Raw genomic sequence first — 15641 nt, 5'->3', positions numbered from 1 at the left:
CAAGAAAGTTTTCAAAAAAATTTTAATTATTACCGTCGCTTACGTTCCGACCCCCGATAAATCGGGATTATTCGGCTGGCGGAACGTAGCCTTCGGCCTGGGCGTATTCCTCGCCGGAAAAGAACTTGTCCATCTCGCCCTGCAGATATTTGCGATCTTCGGCGTTCATCATGTTCAGGCGTTTTTCGTTGATCAGCAGGGTCTGGTGTTTCTGCCAGTCGGCCCAAGCCTTGGCGGAGACGTGGTCAAAAATGTCCTGACCTTTGGCGCCCGGGAATGGGGCGCGCTCCAGGGCGGGCAATTCTTCTTTGTACTTGCGGCACATGATGGTGCGGGTCATGACGACTCTCCTGCGTTCAATACGGCGGCCGCGCGTTCGAGCAAGGTTTTGACCGGGGCGGCAAGGCCCAGGCGCGGCGGGGTGGCGAGGTTATACCAGAGCCAGTCGGCCTCGGCCACGTGATGGCCGGCCTCCTGGACCTGGACCAGCCAGGGTTCGATGGACAACTGAAAATGGCTAAAGGTGTGCACCAGGCTCGGCAGCGCTTGTTGCGTGCCCAGTTCCAGCGAATGTTGCGTGGCCAGGTGTTGCAGGTCGTCGAGGTCGTCGAGTTCCGGCAAGCTCCACAAACCGCCCCACAGGCCCGTGGAAGGGCGGCGGTAAAGCAGAATCGCGCCTTCGCCATTGGCGAGCATCGGCATCAGCGTGCGCTTCTGTGGCACGGCTTTGCGCGGCTTGGGGATCGGGTAGCGGGTTTCCAGGCCGAGCATGTGCGCTTCGCAGCCCTTTTCCAGCGGGCAGAGCAGGCAACTCGGTTTGCTGCGGGTGCAGAGCGTGGCGCCCAGATCCATCATCGCCTGGGTGTAGGCGTTGACCCGATCATGCGGCGTAAAGCGCTCAGCGTTCGCCCAGAGCTGTTTGGCGACCTTCGGCTCGCCCGGATATCCCTCTTGCGCGGTAAAGCGCGCCAGCACCCGTTTAACGTTGCCGTCGAGGATCGGTGCGCGCAAGCCCATGCTCAGGCTGGCGATGGCGCCGGCCGTGGACAAACCGATGCCCGGCAGCTCAACCAGTTTTTCCACATCCCGGGGAAATTCGCCGCCGTATTCGGCGACGACGATCTTCGCGGTCTTCTGCAAATTGCGCGCGCGGGTGTAGTAACCCAGGCCCGTCCACAGGTGCAGCACTTCGTCTTCCGGCGCTGCAGCCAGGGCTTCGACCGTCGGCAGCGAGGCCATGAAACGGTCGAAATAATTCAGCACGGTGCTGACCTGGGTCTGCTGCAACATGATTTCCGAGACCCACACCCGATACGGGGTGATGCCCTGTTGCCAGGGCAAGTCGTGGCGGCCGTGGCGGTCGTACCAATCCAGCACCGCCGATGAAAACTGCTCGGTTCTCATCGCTTGAACAGCCCCTTCAACGCGTTTTTAAGTTCCGGGCTGACCTTGTCACCGAGTTTCTCGTCGATCTTGTCGCTGAGCTTCTCACCAGCCAGTTTGGCCGCGACCTGGCCCATGCGTTCGTTGTCCACGCGGCACGCCTTGGCGCCGAGTTCCAGCGGGCCACGGCAGCGCAGCGGCCACTCGATGCCGACGTACTTCTCGCCGACCTGACAGGCCGGATCCGGCATGGCGCTGGTGTCGCCTTCGACGATGATGCCGACGCGATAGTCCATGCCCAGCACCCGCAGATCGACGTCGCCGTCACCGTTGACGGTCATGCCCGGGATGCGCACTTTCATGTCCGGATTGCTGGCCACGCCGTTACGGAAGGTCAGGTTGCCCTTGAGCTCCTGGAACGGTGTGTCCTTGCCTCGTGGTTCGCCGCTGAGGCTTTTACGGTTCAGGGTGGCGATGCCTTTGCACAGTTGTTGTTCAAGGTTGGCGTTGAGCAGCACACCATTGTTGATGACAAAACTGGCGTTGCCGTTGAGGGTTTCGACCAGCGCTTTCTGGCTGTTGCCGCTGCCGGTCAGTGCACTGGTAAGCGTCACAAGGCCTTTGACGGGCGGATTTTTGCCCTGGCTTTCGAGGATTTTTTCCACCGGCACTTTGGTGATGTGGGTCTGCATGCTCAGCGCGGGCACTTGCTGACGCACATCGAGGGTGCCCTTGGCTTCGAAGTTGCCGTTGTACAAGTCGCCGCGCAGGTTCTCCAGGGTCAGCAAGCCGCCCTGGCCGTTAGCCTTGAGCGCTGCGTTCTGGATCGGCAGTTTGTCGAGGGTCAACTGGCCGAAGGTCAGGTCGGCATCTACGTCGAGTTTGGCCAGGCGCTCCACCGGCAGCAGGCGCTCGGTGCTCCACGCGCCTTTGGTCGGTGATTCCGGCAGCGGCGTGCTGCCCGCACCCGCCATGGCATCGGCCTCGGTGCTGGCTACTTCGGCCTGACGCACTTGCGTGGCGCTGTTGGCTTCGGCGGATTTAGGCGGCAGGTAACGGTCGACGTTGAACGTGTCAGCCTTGAGGATGGCGCGCAGCGATTGTTTGGCGAAGTCCTCAATGGCGATACGGCCACTGAAGCTGCTGTCGTCGACTTTCAGGTTGATGTTGTCAAACGACAGGCTGGTCGGTGTGCCGGCGAGACGGCTGACCAGCTCGACTTTGCTCAGGCTGCCCTCGGCCATGGCCGGGAGTTTCTGGCCGATGCTGTCGACGAATTTGGCCAGGTCAAACTGGGCAATCGACAGCCCGCCATTGATCTGCGGCGTCTTGTCGAGGTCATTGACCTTCAGTTCACCCAAGGCGCGCAACTGGTTGGCGGAGATCTTGATGCCGGTCCATTCGGCGACGTTGGCTGCTTTATCCAGCAGCAACTGGCCCTGGGCCGCGAAGGTCATGGTCTTGCCTTGCAGCGGGTCGCCGGTCACTTCGCCCGACAGTTTCATGTCTTCGAACTGGTAGCGCTGGAGGGCGCGGGCAATGCGCAATTCCCCGTTCAACTCGGTACGCACGCGCAGCGCGGGCTGGTTGGCCGACAGGAATGCAGTGAGTTTGAGCGGAATATTGGTCGAATCGTGGACCGCGCCGGTGCTCATCTGGATGCTTTCGGCGCTGTAGTTCTTGCCGGTTTTTTCGTCGTTGTATTCAACCCGGGCGTTATTCACGGTCAGGCTGTCGATGTCCAGGCGGATTGGCTGCGGTGGTTTTTCCGCTACGACCGGGGCTTCTGGTGCAGGCTCACCAGCGGGAGTGGCAGGCGGGGTTGCGCCGGTATTGGCCGGAGCCGGGATCTTGCCGATGTCTTCCCAATTACCGTGGCCGTCCTTGTCGCGGTTCAGGCGCAGGTTCAGGCCTTCGACGCGCACGTCACTCATCTGCACTTCACGGCGCAGCAGCGGCAGCACGCGAACCGACAGGCCAAGCATCTGCAAGTCTGCAAACGGCTCGGTGGGTTTGACCAGGGTCGCGACACTGGCTTCGTGCAATTCCAGGCCCAGCCACGGGAACAGGCTCCAACCGATGTCGCCATTGAGCGTCAGCTCGATGTGGGCCTTGTCGCGGGCAATCTGGCGAATCTCGTCTTTATAGTCGTTGGGATCGAAGAGGTGGGTCAGGGCAAAGCCCAGCGCCACAATGATCAGCAACAGCCCGAGAAGTACCAGACCCAGGATTTTGCCGAACGCTTTCATGGGCGAGTCCTTGTAGTTAGTCGAATTCGAAATTTAGCCGGGGAGTATAGCGCTCCGAAACTGACGACCGGTCAGTTCATGTGGGCAGCACGTCCAGCGGCACGTTCAGTTTGGCCGCCAATGCCTGGGCTTCCAGGTGCCCGGCAGGCGCCAGCAAGCGTAATGTCGCGCCCGATTGCGACGCCATTTTCTGCGCTTCGTTCACCAGGCGCTCCGCTACCCCACGACGACGGGTGATTTTTCGTACGCAAATTTGCGACAGATGCCAGACGTCCTGCTGACGCTGCAGACGTGCTGCACCGAGCAGCCGATCGTTGAAGCGCCCGGCGATCAGCGAGCCGTCGCGCAGGCAACCTTCAATCAATTGCACCTCACCAGCAAACGGCGCAAACAGCCAGTCCGGGGCATCGCGGTAGATCTTCTGCAGATCTTGCTGATCCTGGTAAGTGGCTTCGTTCAGCGGCTCGACAATGATCGGCATATCGGTTCCTGTGAGTTTGTACGGATATCACCCCCCGTAGGAGCTGCCGAAGGCTGCGATCTTTTGATCTTGTTTTTAAAGATTAAGATAAAAAGATCGCAGCCTCCGGCAGCTCCTACAGGGGAAAGAGATCAGACGACCTACAAAAGGTGATATCAGTTTGGTTTTTCTGTCACGAGCAAATGGTAACCTCTCCCGGTTCGTCCGTCCTTCTGCGACTTAATGTCACGCCCAACTGGGTTTCATCCGAAAAAAAACAGTCATGTCTGCGTGCATAAAGGCTGAAGGTGAGGAGTGGCTGGCGAACCATACTAATAATTGGGGGATACACAATGAGCACGAGCATCACGGCGGACGGCGTTAACGCCGGCCAGCCCGCGTTCCTGTCCAAGGAACGCATCATCGCCAAGCCCGGTTTCAACCGTTGGCTGGTACCACCGGCCGCTTTGGCCATCCACCTGTGCATCGGCATGGCCTACGGCTTCTCGGTGTTCTGGTTGCCGCTGTCCAAGGCGCTGGGCGTCACCGCTCCGGTTGCTTGCGCGCCGGACATGAGCTTCATCTCGCAAATCTTCTCGTCCCAATGCGATTGGCCGATCTCGATGCTCGGCTGGATCTACACCCTGTTCTTCATCTTCCTCGGCTGCTCGGCAGCGATCTGGGGCGGCTGGCTGGAACACGCGGGCCCGCGCAAGGCCGGTGTTGTGTCGGCGCTGTGCTGGTGCGGTGGCTTGCTGATTTCGGCGCTAGGGATATATACCCACCAGATCTGGCTGATGTGGATCGGCTCCGGGGTCATTGGCGGTATCGGCCTTGGCCTGGGCTACATCTCGCCGGTCTCGACCCTGATCAAGTGGTTCCCGGACAAGCGCGGTATGGCGACGGGCATGGCGATCATGGGTTTCGGTGGTGGCGCGATGGTTGGCGCTCCACTGGCAGCGGCGTTGATGAGCCACTTCGCTTCGCCGACCGGCGTGGGCGTTTGGCAGAGCTTCCTGGTGATGGCCGCGATCTACTTCGTGTTCATGATCGGTGGCGCACTGTCCTACCGCGTTCCGCCAACCGGCTGGAAGCCTGAAGGCTGGACCGCTCCGGCGAAAAAAGTGGCGAACGCGATGATCACTCATCGTCACGTTCACGTGAACGTGGCGTGGAAAACCCCGCAATTTCGTCTGGTGTGGCTGGTGCTGTGCCTGAACGTATCCGCCGGTATCGGCATCCTCGGCATGGCTTCGCCACTGTTGCAGGAAGTGTTCGGCGGCAAATTGATTGGTGTGGACCTGCCATTCGGCAAACTGGACGCCGGGCAACTGGCTTCGATCGCAGCCATTGCGGCCGGTTTCACCGGTTTGCTCAGCCTGTTCAACATCGGTGGCCGGTTCTTCTGGGCTTCGTTTTCCGATTACCTGGGTCGTAAAAACACCTATTTCGTGTTCTTCGCCCTGGGCTTTGCTCTGTACGCGCTGATCCCGAACCTCGGTCACCTGGGTAACGTTGCCCTGTTCGTGGCGGCGTTCTGCATCATCCTGTCGATGTACGGCGGTGGTTTTGCGACCGTTCCTGCCTACCTGGCGGACCTGTTCGGTACGCAAATGGTTGGCGCGATCCACGGTCGTCTGCTGACCGCGTGGGCGGCTGCGGGCGTGTTGGGTCCGGTGTTGGTGAACTACCTGCGTGAGTATCAACTGAGCATCGGCGTTGAACGTGCCGCGGCTTACGACATCACGTTGTACATCCTCGCGGGCCTGCTGGTGTTGGGCTTCCTGTGCAACCTGCTGGTTCGCCCGGTGGCTGACAAGTACTTCATGACCGACGCTGAACTGGCCGCTGAACAAGCGCTAGGCCACGACAAAGGTGCTGACAGCAGCACCGTGCTGGAGTGGAAAGCAGCGCCGGGCAGCAAGCCGTTGGCGATTGCTGCGTGGCTGGTGGTGGGGATTCCGTTGGCGTGGGGAGTTTGGGTGACCTTGCAGAAGACTGCAGTGTTGTTCCACTAAGTCAGTAAACGCACTACCCCTGTGGGAGCGGGCTTGCTCGCGAAGAGGAAGTGTCAGTCGACATAAATGTTGGCAGACACTCCGCATTCGCGAGCAAGCCCGCTCCCACATTTGTTTGAGGCGCCTTCCAATCCGCTTGTATGGACATGTCTATCCCCGACAACCCGGGAGTCTGTCCGTCAGCGATATCACGTATCGTGTTTCTGTTTAGCGCCCGCGCCCCTATAATGGCTGCCTTTTTCGCCCAATGATTTTGCGGAGCTGGTGATGGCCGAACGTAAGGCGTCTGTCGAGCGCGACACTCTGGAAACCCAGATCAAAGCCTCGATCAACCTGGATGGCACCGGAAAGGCCCGATTTGATATCGGTGTTCCTTTTCTTGAGCACATGCTGGACCAGATCGCCCGTCACGGGCTGATCGACCTGGATATTGTCAGCAAGGGCGACCTGCATATCGACGACCACCACACCGTGGAAGACGTCGGTATCACCCTGGGTCAGGCCTTTGCCAAAGCCATCGGCGACAAGAAAGGCATCCGTCGCTACGGTCACGCCTACGTGCCGCTCGATGAAGCGCTGTCGCGCGTGGTGATCGACTTCTCCGGCCGTCCTGGCCTGCAGATGCATGTTCCCTATACCCGCGCCACCGTTGGCGGCTTCGACGTTGACCTGTTCCAGGAATTCTTCCAGGGCTTCGTCAACCATGCCCTCGTCAGCCTGCACATCGACAACCTGCGTGGCACCAACACCCACCACCAGATCGAAACCGTGTTCAAGGCTTTCGGCCGCGCCCTGCGCATGGCGGTAGAGCTGGATGACCGCATGGCCGGGCAAATGCCGTCGACCAAGGGCGTTCTGTAATGCAGACGGTCGCGGTTATCGATTACGGCATGGGCAACCTGCACTCGGTGGCCAAGGCCCTCGAGCACGTCGGTGCCGGCAAGGTCCTGATCACCAGCGATGCCGATGTGATTCGCGAAGCCGACCGGGTGGTTTTTCCCGGCGTTGGAGCGATTCGCGATTGCATGGCGGAGATCCGTCGTCTGGGCTTCGATTCGCTGGTGCGTGAAGTCAGCCAGGACCGTCCGTTCCTCGGCATCTGCGTGGGCATGCAAGCCTTGCTCGACAGCAGTGAAGAGAACGACGGCGTGGACTGTATCGGCCTGTTCCCGGGCGCGGTGAAGTTCTTCGGCAAAGACCTGCATGAAGACGGCGAACATCTGAAAGTCCCACACATGGGCTGGAACGAAGTGAAGCAGACGGTGAGTCACCCGCTGTGGCACAACATTCCGGACCTGGCGCGTTTCTACTTCGTGCACAGCTACTACATCGCTGCCGGCAACCCGCGGCAAGTGGTGGGTGGCGGTCACTACGGTGTCGATTTCGCCGCGGCGCTGGCCGATGGCTCGCGTTTCGCCGTGCAGTTCCACCCGGAGAAGAGCCATACCCATGGCCTGCAATTGCTGCAGAACTTCGCCGCGTGGGATGGTCGCTGGTAAATGGCCGTCAAGAAGAAGCCGCCGATCCTGACCCTCACTCCTGAACAGGAGAACGAGGCCAATCACAAGATCAAGCGGTTCATGGAGGATCGCTTCGAACTGGACCTGGGTTCGTTCGAAGCGGCCGAAATCCTTGAGCTGTTTACCCGTGAAATTGCGCCGCACTATTACAACAGGGCGATTTTCGATGTGCAGACGCACCTTAAAGAAAGGTTCGAAAGCATCGAAAGCGACTTGTGGGCGCTCGAGAAAAACTGATTTCCGAGCGAAGCTGAACAATCGAATTTGAAGGTTTGCCAGATGCTGATTATTCCCGCTATCGATCTCAAAGACGGTGCCTGTGTTCGTCTGCGCCAGGGCCGCATGGAAGATTCCACGGTGTTCTCCGATGACCCGGTGAGCATGGCTGCCAAGTGGGTGGAGGGCGGTTGCCGTCGTCTGCATCTGGTCGACCTGAACGGCGCCTTCGAAGGCCAGCCAGTCAACGGCGAAGTGGTCACCGCGATTGCCAAGCGCTACCCGAACCTGCCGATCCAGATCGGTGGCGGTATCCGTTCCCTGGAAACCATCGAGCACTACGTCAAGGCAGGCGTGAGCTACGTGATCATTGGCACCAAAGCCGTGAAAGACCCGGCTTTCGTTGCCGAAGCTTGCCGCGCGTTCCCGGGCAAAGTGATTGTCGGTCTCGATGCCAAAGACGGTTTCGTCGCCACTGATGGCTGGGCTGAAATCAGCACCATTCAGGTCATCGATCTGGCCAAGCAATTCGAAGCCGATGGCGTGTCCGCGATCGTTTATACCGACATCGCCAAAGACGGCATGATGCAAGGCTGCAACGTTCCGTTCACCGCTGCCCTGGCTGCTGCCACGCGCATTCCGGTCATCGCTTCCGGCGGTATTCACAACCTCGGTGACATCAAGTCGCTGCTCGACGCCAAGGCGCCGGGCATCATCGGCGCCATCACTGGCCGGGCGATCTACGAAGGCACCCTCGACGTCGCTGAAGCGCAAGCTTTCTGCGATTCGTACAAAGGCTGAGGACTGACCATGGCGCTGGCCAAACGCATCATCCCTTGCCTGGACGTGGATAACGGCCGGGTAGTCAAAGGTGTGAAGTTCGAAAACATCCGCGACGCCGGTGACCCGGTGGAAATCGCCCGTCGCTACGACGAGCAGGGTGCCGACGAGATTACCTTCCTCGACATCACCGCCAGCGTCGATGGTCGCGACACCACGCTGCATACCGTCGAGCGCATGGCCAGCCAGGTGTTTATCCCGCTGACCGTGGGCGGTGGCGTGCGCACTGTGCAGGACATTCGCAACTTGCTGAATGCCGGCGCGGATAAGGTGTCGATCAACACCGCTGCCGTGTTCAACCCGGAATTCGTTGGCGAAGCAGCGCAGCATTTCGGTTCGCAATGCATCGTCGTCGCCATCGATGCAAAGAAGGTTTCCGGCCCGGGCGAAACCCCGCGCTGGGAAATTTTCACCCACGGCGGGCGCAAGCCGACCGGTCTCGACGCCGTTGAATGGGCGAAGAAGATGGAAGGCCTGGGCGCCGGTGAAATCCTGCTGACCAGCATGGACCAGGACGGCATGAAAAACGGCTTCGATCTGGGCGTCACCCGTGCGATCAGCGATGCCCTGGGTATTCCGGTGATTGCTTCCGGCGGCGTCGGCAACCTGCAGCATCTGGCCGACGGCATTCTCGAAGGCCATGCCAGCGCGGTGCTGGCGGCGAGTATTTTCCACTTCGGCGAATACACCGTGCAGGAAGCCAAGGCCTACATGGCCCATCGCGGAATCGTGATGCGCTAAACAAACCGATACAGGCCAGTGGACAGCATGGCGGGCTCAGGGCACTCTTGGGCACGCCATGGATTCCGGTAGCCCGACATGCTCAAACGTCTTCTTCTTGTCCTCGCCAGCGCCTCTGTGTTGCTCATCAACGCAGCCCACGCCGAAGAAAGTCCCGCCACCGATCTGGTGCTGCTGACGGAAAACTTCCCGCCGTACAACATGGCGAAGAACGGCAAAAACTTCGCTCAGGACGAGAACATTAATGGCATCGCCGTGGACATCGTCCGCGAGATGTTCAAGCGCACTGACATCACCTACAGCCTGACCCTGCGTTTCCCCTGGGAGCGGATCTACAAACTCGCCCTGGAGAAACCCGGTTACGGCGTGTTTGTGATGGCGCGGCTGCCGGATCGCGAGAAGCTCTTCAAGTGGGTCGGCCCGATCGGCCCGGATGACTGGATCATGCTGGCTAAGTCGGACAGCAAAATCACCCTCGAGACGCTCGATCAGGCACGCAAATACAAGATCGGCGCCTACAAGGGCGATGCGATTGCCGAAACCCTGGCCAAGCAGGGGTTGAAGCCGATTGTGGTGCTGCGGGATCAGGACAATGCCAAGAAGCTGGTTAGCGGCCAGATTGATCTGTGGGCTACTGGCGATCCGGCTGGTCGTTATCTGGCCCGTCAGGATGGCGTGACCGGACTCAAGACGGTGCTGCGCTTCAACAGTGCCGAGTTATACCTGGCGCTGAATAAAGACGTACCGGATGAGATTGTCGCCAAGCTTCAGGCGGCGCTGGATCAGATGCGCAAGGAAGGCGTGGTGGACGACATCATGGCGAAGTATCTCTAGGGATCAGCGACGGAATTTGGCTCAAAACAAAACACTGTGGGAGCGAGCTTGCTCGCGATGGCGGCGTAACAGTCAATGAAGATGTTGAATGTTAAGGCCTCATCGCGAGCAAGCTCGCTCCCACAGTGGCTAGAGGTGTTGCGAATTACCGGTACACGCCGTCCTTTCCATGCGCAGCCGTCGCCCGATTGCTGCGCACGCTGATCATCATTTTGATGTCGATCCAGTCAATTCCCTGGGCCTTCAACTTCGGTAGTTCGCGCTCCAGCACCGCCAGGGTCTGCGGATACGGGTGCCCGATCATCACCGCCGAACCCTGTTTGTGCGCCAGGCTGATCGCCGTTTGCAGTTGCGTGAAGATCGCCGCCTCGGTGCGCTCATCATCGAGAAACACATCCCGCGAAACACTCGCCAACCCAATCTTCTGCGCTTCGGCCGCCCCGACGGTTTGCGCACTGGTGCGGCTGTCGACGAAGAATTTATGTCGGCGCTGCAAGTCCGCCATCAACCAGGCCATGGCCGGCTGCTGAGCGGTCATGCGGCTGCCCATGTGATTGTTGATGCCAGCGGTGTACGGCACAGCCTTGAAGGCCGCGTTGAGGCGTTTTTCCAGTTCTTCGATAGGCAGGTCGGGGTGCCAGGCGAACGGGCCGGTGGCCGGGTCCATGGGCATGTGCAGGATGACGATTTTGCCGGCGCGATGGGCTTCGCGGGCGAATTCGGCGGCATGGGGTGTGTCGGGCATGATCGCCGTGGTCACCGGGCCGGGCAGGGCGAGCACGCGACGATCCCGGGGCAGGTTCTGCCCCAGGTCATCGATGATCAGCGTCAGGTAAGCCTTGTGAGGCACAGCCTTGGCGGGATCTGCGTGAGCAACACCCGCCAGACAGCACAACAGGCCGAGGATAAACCGCAGGCGCATCTCAGCGGCCGGAGGTGATGCTCAGCCCTTTGAGCAGGCTCAGGGCCTGGGCCAGTTGGTAGTCGTCATCCTGCGGCATAGCCTTGGCCTTGCTGCCGGAGCCCGTCGGTTTGTCGGCGCCGCCGTTGCCATTGCCCAGGTGACCTTGCAGATCGGCTTCCTTGAAGTACTCGCCGTCCTGCTCATTGGTGATCTTGGCCTTGCGCACTTCGATGTCCGGCACGATGCCCTGGGCCTGGATCGAGCGACCGTTCGGCGTGAAGTACAGCGCGGTGGTGATCTTCAGTGCGCGGTCGTTGTTCAACGGCAACACGGTTTGTACCGAACCTTTGCCGAAGCTGGTGGTGCCCATCACCACGGCGCGTTTTTGATCCTGCAGGGCGCCGGCAACAATTTCCGAGGCCGAGGCGCTGCCGCCATTGATCAGCACGACCATCGGCACGGCTTCGCTTTCGTCTTTGCCGGTCGCGGAGAAGCGCAGTTCGGAGTTGGCGATACGACCTTTGGTGTAAACGATCAGGCCCTTGGTGATGAAGTGGTCGACCACCTCGACCGCCGCTTGCAGCACGCCACCCGGGTTGTTACGCAGGTCCAGGACGATGCCGTTGAGCTTCTTGCCGTTGTCCTTGCGCAACTTGGCCAGGGCCTTGGAAACCTCTTCGCCGGTCTTGACCTGGAACTGGGTGATGCGGATGTAACCGTAGCCCGATTCCAGCAACTGAGCCTTGACGCTCTTCACCTGAATGGTGGCGCGAACCAGTGTCACGTCGAACGGCGTGCCGCCATCGCGAACAAGGGTCAGGGTGATCTTTTGGCCAAGCTTGCCGCGCATCTTGTCCACGGCTTCGGTCATGCTCTGGCCGCGAGTCGGTGCGCCGTTGATCTTGACGATGAAGTCGCCAGCCTGGATGCCGGCTTTGGAGGCCGGAGTGTCATCGATTGGCGAAACCACTTTGATGAAACCGTCTTCGGCGCCAACTTCGATGCCCAGGCCGCCGAATTCGCCGCTGGTGCTTTCCTGCAGTTCAGCGAAGTCTTCCGGGCCCAGATAAGCGGAGTGCGGGTCGAGGTTGCTGAGCATGCCCTTGATGGCATTTTCCAGCAGGGTCTTGTCGTCTACCGGTTCAACGTAAGCTGCCTTGATCCGGTCCATGACCTCGGCAAAGGTGCGCAACTCTTCCAGAGGCAGTGGCGCCTTGGTGGTCGCAGCCGTGCCCGCAGGTGCGGGTGCTGGCGCAGCCGCCGGGGCAGGCTGAGCGGCAAACGCCAGAGGCGCGCCGATCACCAGGGCGATCGTCAGGGCCAGCGAGGTAAGGCGGGACAAATGCAGCATGTCGAACGAACTCCTGAATTAGATGCAGTGCTTATCCTTGCGCACGACACCATTGCGCTGGATCACTCGGGTGACCCTGCTGACGAATTGCGAAATACAGCGCTGGTGTGTCCTGCCCGCCACTGTTACCGACAGTGGAGATGGACTCACCGGCTTTAACCACGTCACCCGCAGACTTGAGCAGCGTCTGGTTGTGACCGTAAAGACTCAAAAAACCGTTGCCGTGGTCCAGAATCACCAGCAGCCCGGCACCGCGCAACCAATCGGCAAACACCACGCGACCGCCGTGAACGGCGTGCACCTGGCTGCCAGCGGAGGCGCTGATCATCACGCCGTCCCACTTGGTCCGGGCATCGTCGCCGCGGCTTTCACCGAAGCGCGCCAACAGTCGACCATCAACCGGCCATGGAAGTTTGCCGCGGGCTGAAGCAAATGCGCCGCCAAAGGTCTCGCCTGAACTGGAAACCAGCGCGCCAGGTGTCGGTTTGGCGGGTTTGCGTGGGGCATCAGTGGTGGCGTCGGCCTGTTCCTGAGCCTCACGTAAACGCTTTTTTTCGGCTTCCTGCTGGGCAATCAGCGCTTTTTGCCGCGCTTCTTCTGCCTCACGAGCCTGGCGAGCCAGGGTTTCTTCAATGGTTTTAAGGACTTTAGACAGGTCTGCCTGATCCTGCTCGCGGGAGGCCAGCTTCTGATCGCGAGCCTTTACGTCGTCGTTGAGCTTGGCCAGGACTTGCTGGCGCTCCTGACGGACTTTGTCGAGTTCGTCGCGCTGGCTGTCGAGGCTGCTTTTCTGCACCAGCAACTGCGCCTGTTGCATGGAGATGTCTTTTTCGACGTTAGCTAGCTGACGCAGGGTTTCGTTGAAATTCTTCAGCTGCTCCAGGCGGGCCTGGCTCAGGTAGTCGTAATAAGTGAGGGTGCGGGCGAATTTTTCCGGGTTCTGCTGGTTGAGCAGCAGCTTGAGGTACTCCTGACGGCCGTTCTGATAGGCCGCACGGGCCTGAATGGCGATCAGTCGTTGCTGTTCAATGCGCGCGCTCTGGAGTTTTTTTTTCTCACCATCGAGTCGCTGCAGCTCGGATTCGCTTTTCTTCAGCTCTTTTTGCAGGGCATCGACCTGCTTCTCAAGCTTACCCATCTCTGTCTCGGTGCCCTTGAGGTCCTTTTGCACACCGGATTTTTCTTCCTGCAGCTTGCCCAGCAGTTTTTTCAGCTCGGCAATGTCCTGACGCGTGGCGTCCAACTGTTGTTGGGTTTGCGCGCGCTCGTCAGCAAAGGCCGGTTGGAGCAGGCAAGTCAGAGCGAGGGCTATCAGGACGCGAAGCATAGAGGCGGGTGATACCAGGGAAAGGGACGGCCTAGTATGCCCGGCAAGCGCCGCAAAAAAAATGCCCAATTGGGGCTGTGTGATAACTGGAGCGGAGTTGTCCCCAAAAACACCCGAAAACCAATGTGGGAGCGGGCTTGCTCGCGAAAGCGGTGGGTCATTCAACATTAATGTTGACTGACATAGCGCATTCGCGAGCAAGCCCGCTCCCACAGGGTTTTTCGGTGTTTGAAAGACCGATTACACCAGAATCGAAGTCCCGGTCATCTCTTTCGGTATTTCCAGGCCCATCAACATCAGCATGGTCGGCGCCACATCCGCCAACACGCCCCCATTGCGGACCTTGAAGTCACGCTTGCCTACATAAATGAACGGCACCGGCTCGGTCGTATGAGCGGTGTGCGCCTGATGGGTTTCTTCGTCGGACATTTTCTCGCAGTTGCCGTGGTCGGCAGTGATCAGGGCTTCGCCGCCGACCTTTTCCAGTGCATCGGCGATTCGGCCGACGCACAGGTCCAGGCATTCCACAGCTTTCACCGCAGCTTCTAGGTTGCCGCTGTGGCCGACCATGTCGCCGTTGGCGTAGTTGACCACGATCACGTCGTAACGCTGGTTTTCGATGGCATCGACGATGCGGTCGGTGACTTCCGGGGCGCTCATCTCGGGCTGCAAGTCATAGGTGGCGACTTTTGGCGACGGGATCAGGATGCGTTCTTCGCCCGGGAACGGTTCTTCGCGACCGCCGGAGAAGAAGAAGGTCACGTGGGCATATTTTTCGGTTTCAGCGATGCGCAGTTGGGTTTTGCCGTTTTTCGCCAGGTAGTCGCCCAGCACGTTTTCCAGGCTGCCGGCGGCGAAGGCCGATGGTGCGGGAATGCTGGCGGCGTATTGGGTCAGCATCACGAAACCGGCCAGTTTCGGCTGGCGCGCCCGTTCGAAGTCCTTGAAATCGTCTTCGACGAACACGCGGGTCAGTTCACGGGCGCGGTCAGCGCGGAAGTTCATGAACACCACGGCGTCGCCGTCTTCAACTTTCACTGGCTCGCCGATCGAGGTGGCTTTGACGAATTCGTCGCTCTCGCCACGCTCGTAAGCGGCTTGTAGGCCTTCCTGGGCGGTGGCAGCGTTGAATTCGCCGTTGCCGTCGACAATCAGGTTGTAAGCCTGGGCTACACGGTCCCAACGGTTGTCACGGTCCATGGCGAAATAACGGCCGACAATGCTGGCGATCCGGCCTTTGCCGAGGGCCTGGAACGTTGCGTCGAGCAGTTCGATGGACGACTGGGCGCTTTTCGGCGGGGTGTCGCGACCGTCGAGGAAGGCGTGCAGGTAGATTTTTTCGGCGCCGCGCTTGAAGGCCAGTTCGGCCATGGCGACCAAGTGATCCTGGTGGCTGTGCACGCCACCGTCGGACAGCAGACCCATGAAATGCACGGCTTTGCCAGCAGCGACGGCTTTATCGACGGCGGCGCAGATGGTCGGGTTCTCGAAGAACTCGCCGTCGCGGATCGATTTGGTCACGCGGGTGAAGTCTTGATACACCACGCGGCCGGCGCCGAGGTTCATGTGGCCAACTTCGGAGTTGCCCATCTGGCCGTCCGGCAAGCCGACGTCCATGCCGCTGCCCGAGATCAGGCCGTTCGGCACGCTGGCGGTCAGACGGTCCAGTACAGGCTTCTTCGCCGAGTACACGGCGTTGGCTTCGTGGCTCTCACTGTGACCGAAGCCATCGAGAATGATCAGGACCAAAGGTTTAGGCGTGGTAGTCATGGATTCCACTCGTGGCTGAGTTAAAAAG

General features: G+C 59.9%; 15 protein-coding genes. 7 read left to right on the top strand and 8 right to left on the bottom strand.

Annotated elements, in window-relative coordinates; all coding sequences use genetic code 11:
• Positions 1–67: 67 nt before the first annotated feature.
• The 4 genes from ACWIKB_RS31825 to ACWIKB_RS31810 all read right to left on the bottom strand — a co-directional run bounded on the left by ACWIKB_RS31825 (position 68) and on the right by ACWIKB_RS31810 (position 4113).
• Positions 68–340, bottom strand: a complete 273-nt coding sequence (locus tag ACWIKB_RS31825) for an oxidative damage protection protein (RefSeq protein ID WP_054054381.1) — start codon at positions 338–340, stop codon at positions 68–70.
• Complete coding sequence (gene mutY / locus ACWIKB_RS31820; protein WP_475271393.1) at positions 337–1404, bottom strand: A/G-specific adenine glycosylase; 1068 nt, start codon at positions 1402–1404, stop codon at positions 337–339. Before mutY ends, ACWIKB_RS31825 begins: the two co-directional genes overlap by 4 nt.
• A complete protein-coding gene (locus tag ACWIKB_RS31815) occupies positions 1401–3632 on the bottom strand; it encodes an AsmA family protein (protein WP_475271392.1) in 2232 nt (743 codons plus the stop codon). The genes mutY and ACWIKB_RS31815 overlap by 4 nt, the downstream gene beginning before the upstream one ends.
• Positions 3633–3708: 76 nt before the next feature.
• Positions 3709–4113, bottom strand: a complete 405-nt coding sequence (locus ACWIKB_RS31810) for an acetyl-CoA sensor PanZ family protein (protein WP_475271391.1) — start codon at positions 4111–4113, stop codon at positions 3709–3711.
• 332 nt (positions 4114–4445) lie between these two features.
• On the opposite strand from ACWIKB_RS31810, the gene ACWIKB_RS31805 reads away from it, so the two are divergent.
• From ACWIKB_RS31805 to ACWIKB_RS31775, 7 genes are all read left to right on the top strand, one after another.
• Entirely contained in the window at positions 4446–6110 is a 1665-nt protein-coding gene (locus ACWIKB_RS31805) for an OFA family MFS transporter (protein WP_475271390.1), read from the top strand.
• Positions 6111–6377: 267 nt separating this feature from the next.
• Complete coding sequence (hisB, locus tag ACWIKB_RS31800; RefSeq protein ID WP_003218037.1) at positions 6378–6971, top strand: imidazoleglycerol-phosphate dehydratase HisB; 594 nt, start codon at positions 6378–6380, stop codon at positions 6969–6971.
• The gene (hisH, locus tag ACWIKB_RS31795; protein ID WP_033058292.1) at positions 6971–7609 is read left to right on the top strand and encodes an imidazole glycerol phosphate synthase subunit HisH; all 639 of its coding nucleotides are present in this window, start codon (positions 6971–6973) and stop codon (positions 7607–7609) included. The genes hisB and hisH overlap by 1 nt, the downstream gene beginning before the upstream one ends.
• Entirely contained in the window at positions 7610–7867 is a 258-nt protein-coding gene (locus ACWIKB_RS31790) for a DUF2164 domain-containing protein (protein ID WP_008024930.1), read from the top strand. It abuts the gene before it with no gap.
• Positions 7868–7909: 42 nt separating this feature from the next.
• Positions 7910–8647, top strand: coding sequence for a 1-(5-phosphoribosyl)-5-[(5-phosphoribosylamino)methylideneamino]imidazole-4-carboxamide isomerase (gene hisA, locus ACWIKB_RS31785; protein ID WP_010464588.1), 738 nt, complete (start codon positions 7910–7912; stop codon positions 8645–8647).
• Positions 8648–8656: 9 nt separating this feature from the next.
• Positions 8657–9427, top strand: coding sequence for an imidazole glycerol phosphate synthase subunit HisF (gene hisF / locus ACWIKB_RS31780; RefSeq protein ID WP_007897430.1), 771 nt, complete (start codon positions 8657–8659; stop codon positions 9425–9427).
• Between the two features lie 78 nt (positions 9428–9505).
• Entirely contained in the window at positions 9506–10261 is a 756-nt protein-coding gene (locus tag ACWIKB_RS31775) for a substrate-binding periplasmic protein (protein ID WP_475271389.1), read from the top strand.
• 145 nt (positions 10262–10406) lie between these two features.
• On the opposite strand, the gene ACWIKB_RS31770 is transcribed toward ACWIKB_RS31775, so the two are convergent.
• From ACWIKB_RS31770 to gpmI, 4 genes are all read right to left on the bottom strand, one after another.
• The gene (locus ACWIKB_RS31770; RefSeq protein WP_475271388.1) at positions 10407–11183 is read right to left on the bottom strand and encodes a divergent polysaccharide deacetylase family protein; all 777 of its coding nucleotides are present in this window, start codon (positions 11181–11183) and stop codon (positions 10407–10409) included.
• Between the two features lies 1 nt (position 11184).
• A complete protein-coding gene (locus ACWIKB_RS31765) occupies positions 11185–12516 on the bottom strand; it encodes a S41 family peptidase (protein ID WP_475271387.1) in 1332 nt (443 codons plus the stop codon).
• Between the two features lie 31 nt (positions 12517–12547).
• Positions 12548–13843: a murein hydrolase activator EnvC family protein gene (locus ACWIKB_RS31760; protein WP_475271386.1), complete on the bottom strand. Its 1296-nt coding sequence runs from the start codon at positions 13841–13843 to the stop codon at positions 12548–12550.
• Positions 13844–14083: 240 nt separating this feature from the next.
• Positions 14084–15613 carry a 2,3-bisphosphoglycerate-independent phosphoglycerate mutase gene (gene gpmI, locus ACWIKB_RS31755; RefSeq protein ID WP_475271385.1) on the bottom strand — a complete coding sequence of 510 codons (1530 nt, stop codon included), beginning with the start codon at positions 15611–15613 and terminating at the stop codon, positions 14084–14086.
• Positions 15614–15641 lie beyond the last annotated feature (28 nt).

The sequence above is a fragment of the Pseudomonas sp. 5Vm1k genome (assembly GCF_056161485.1).
This window is presented reverse-complemented; position numbering and strand designations above follow the sequence as displayed.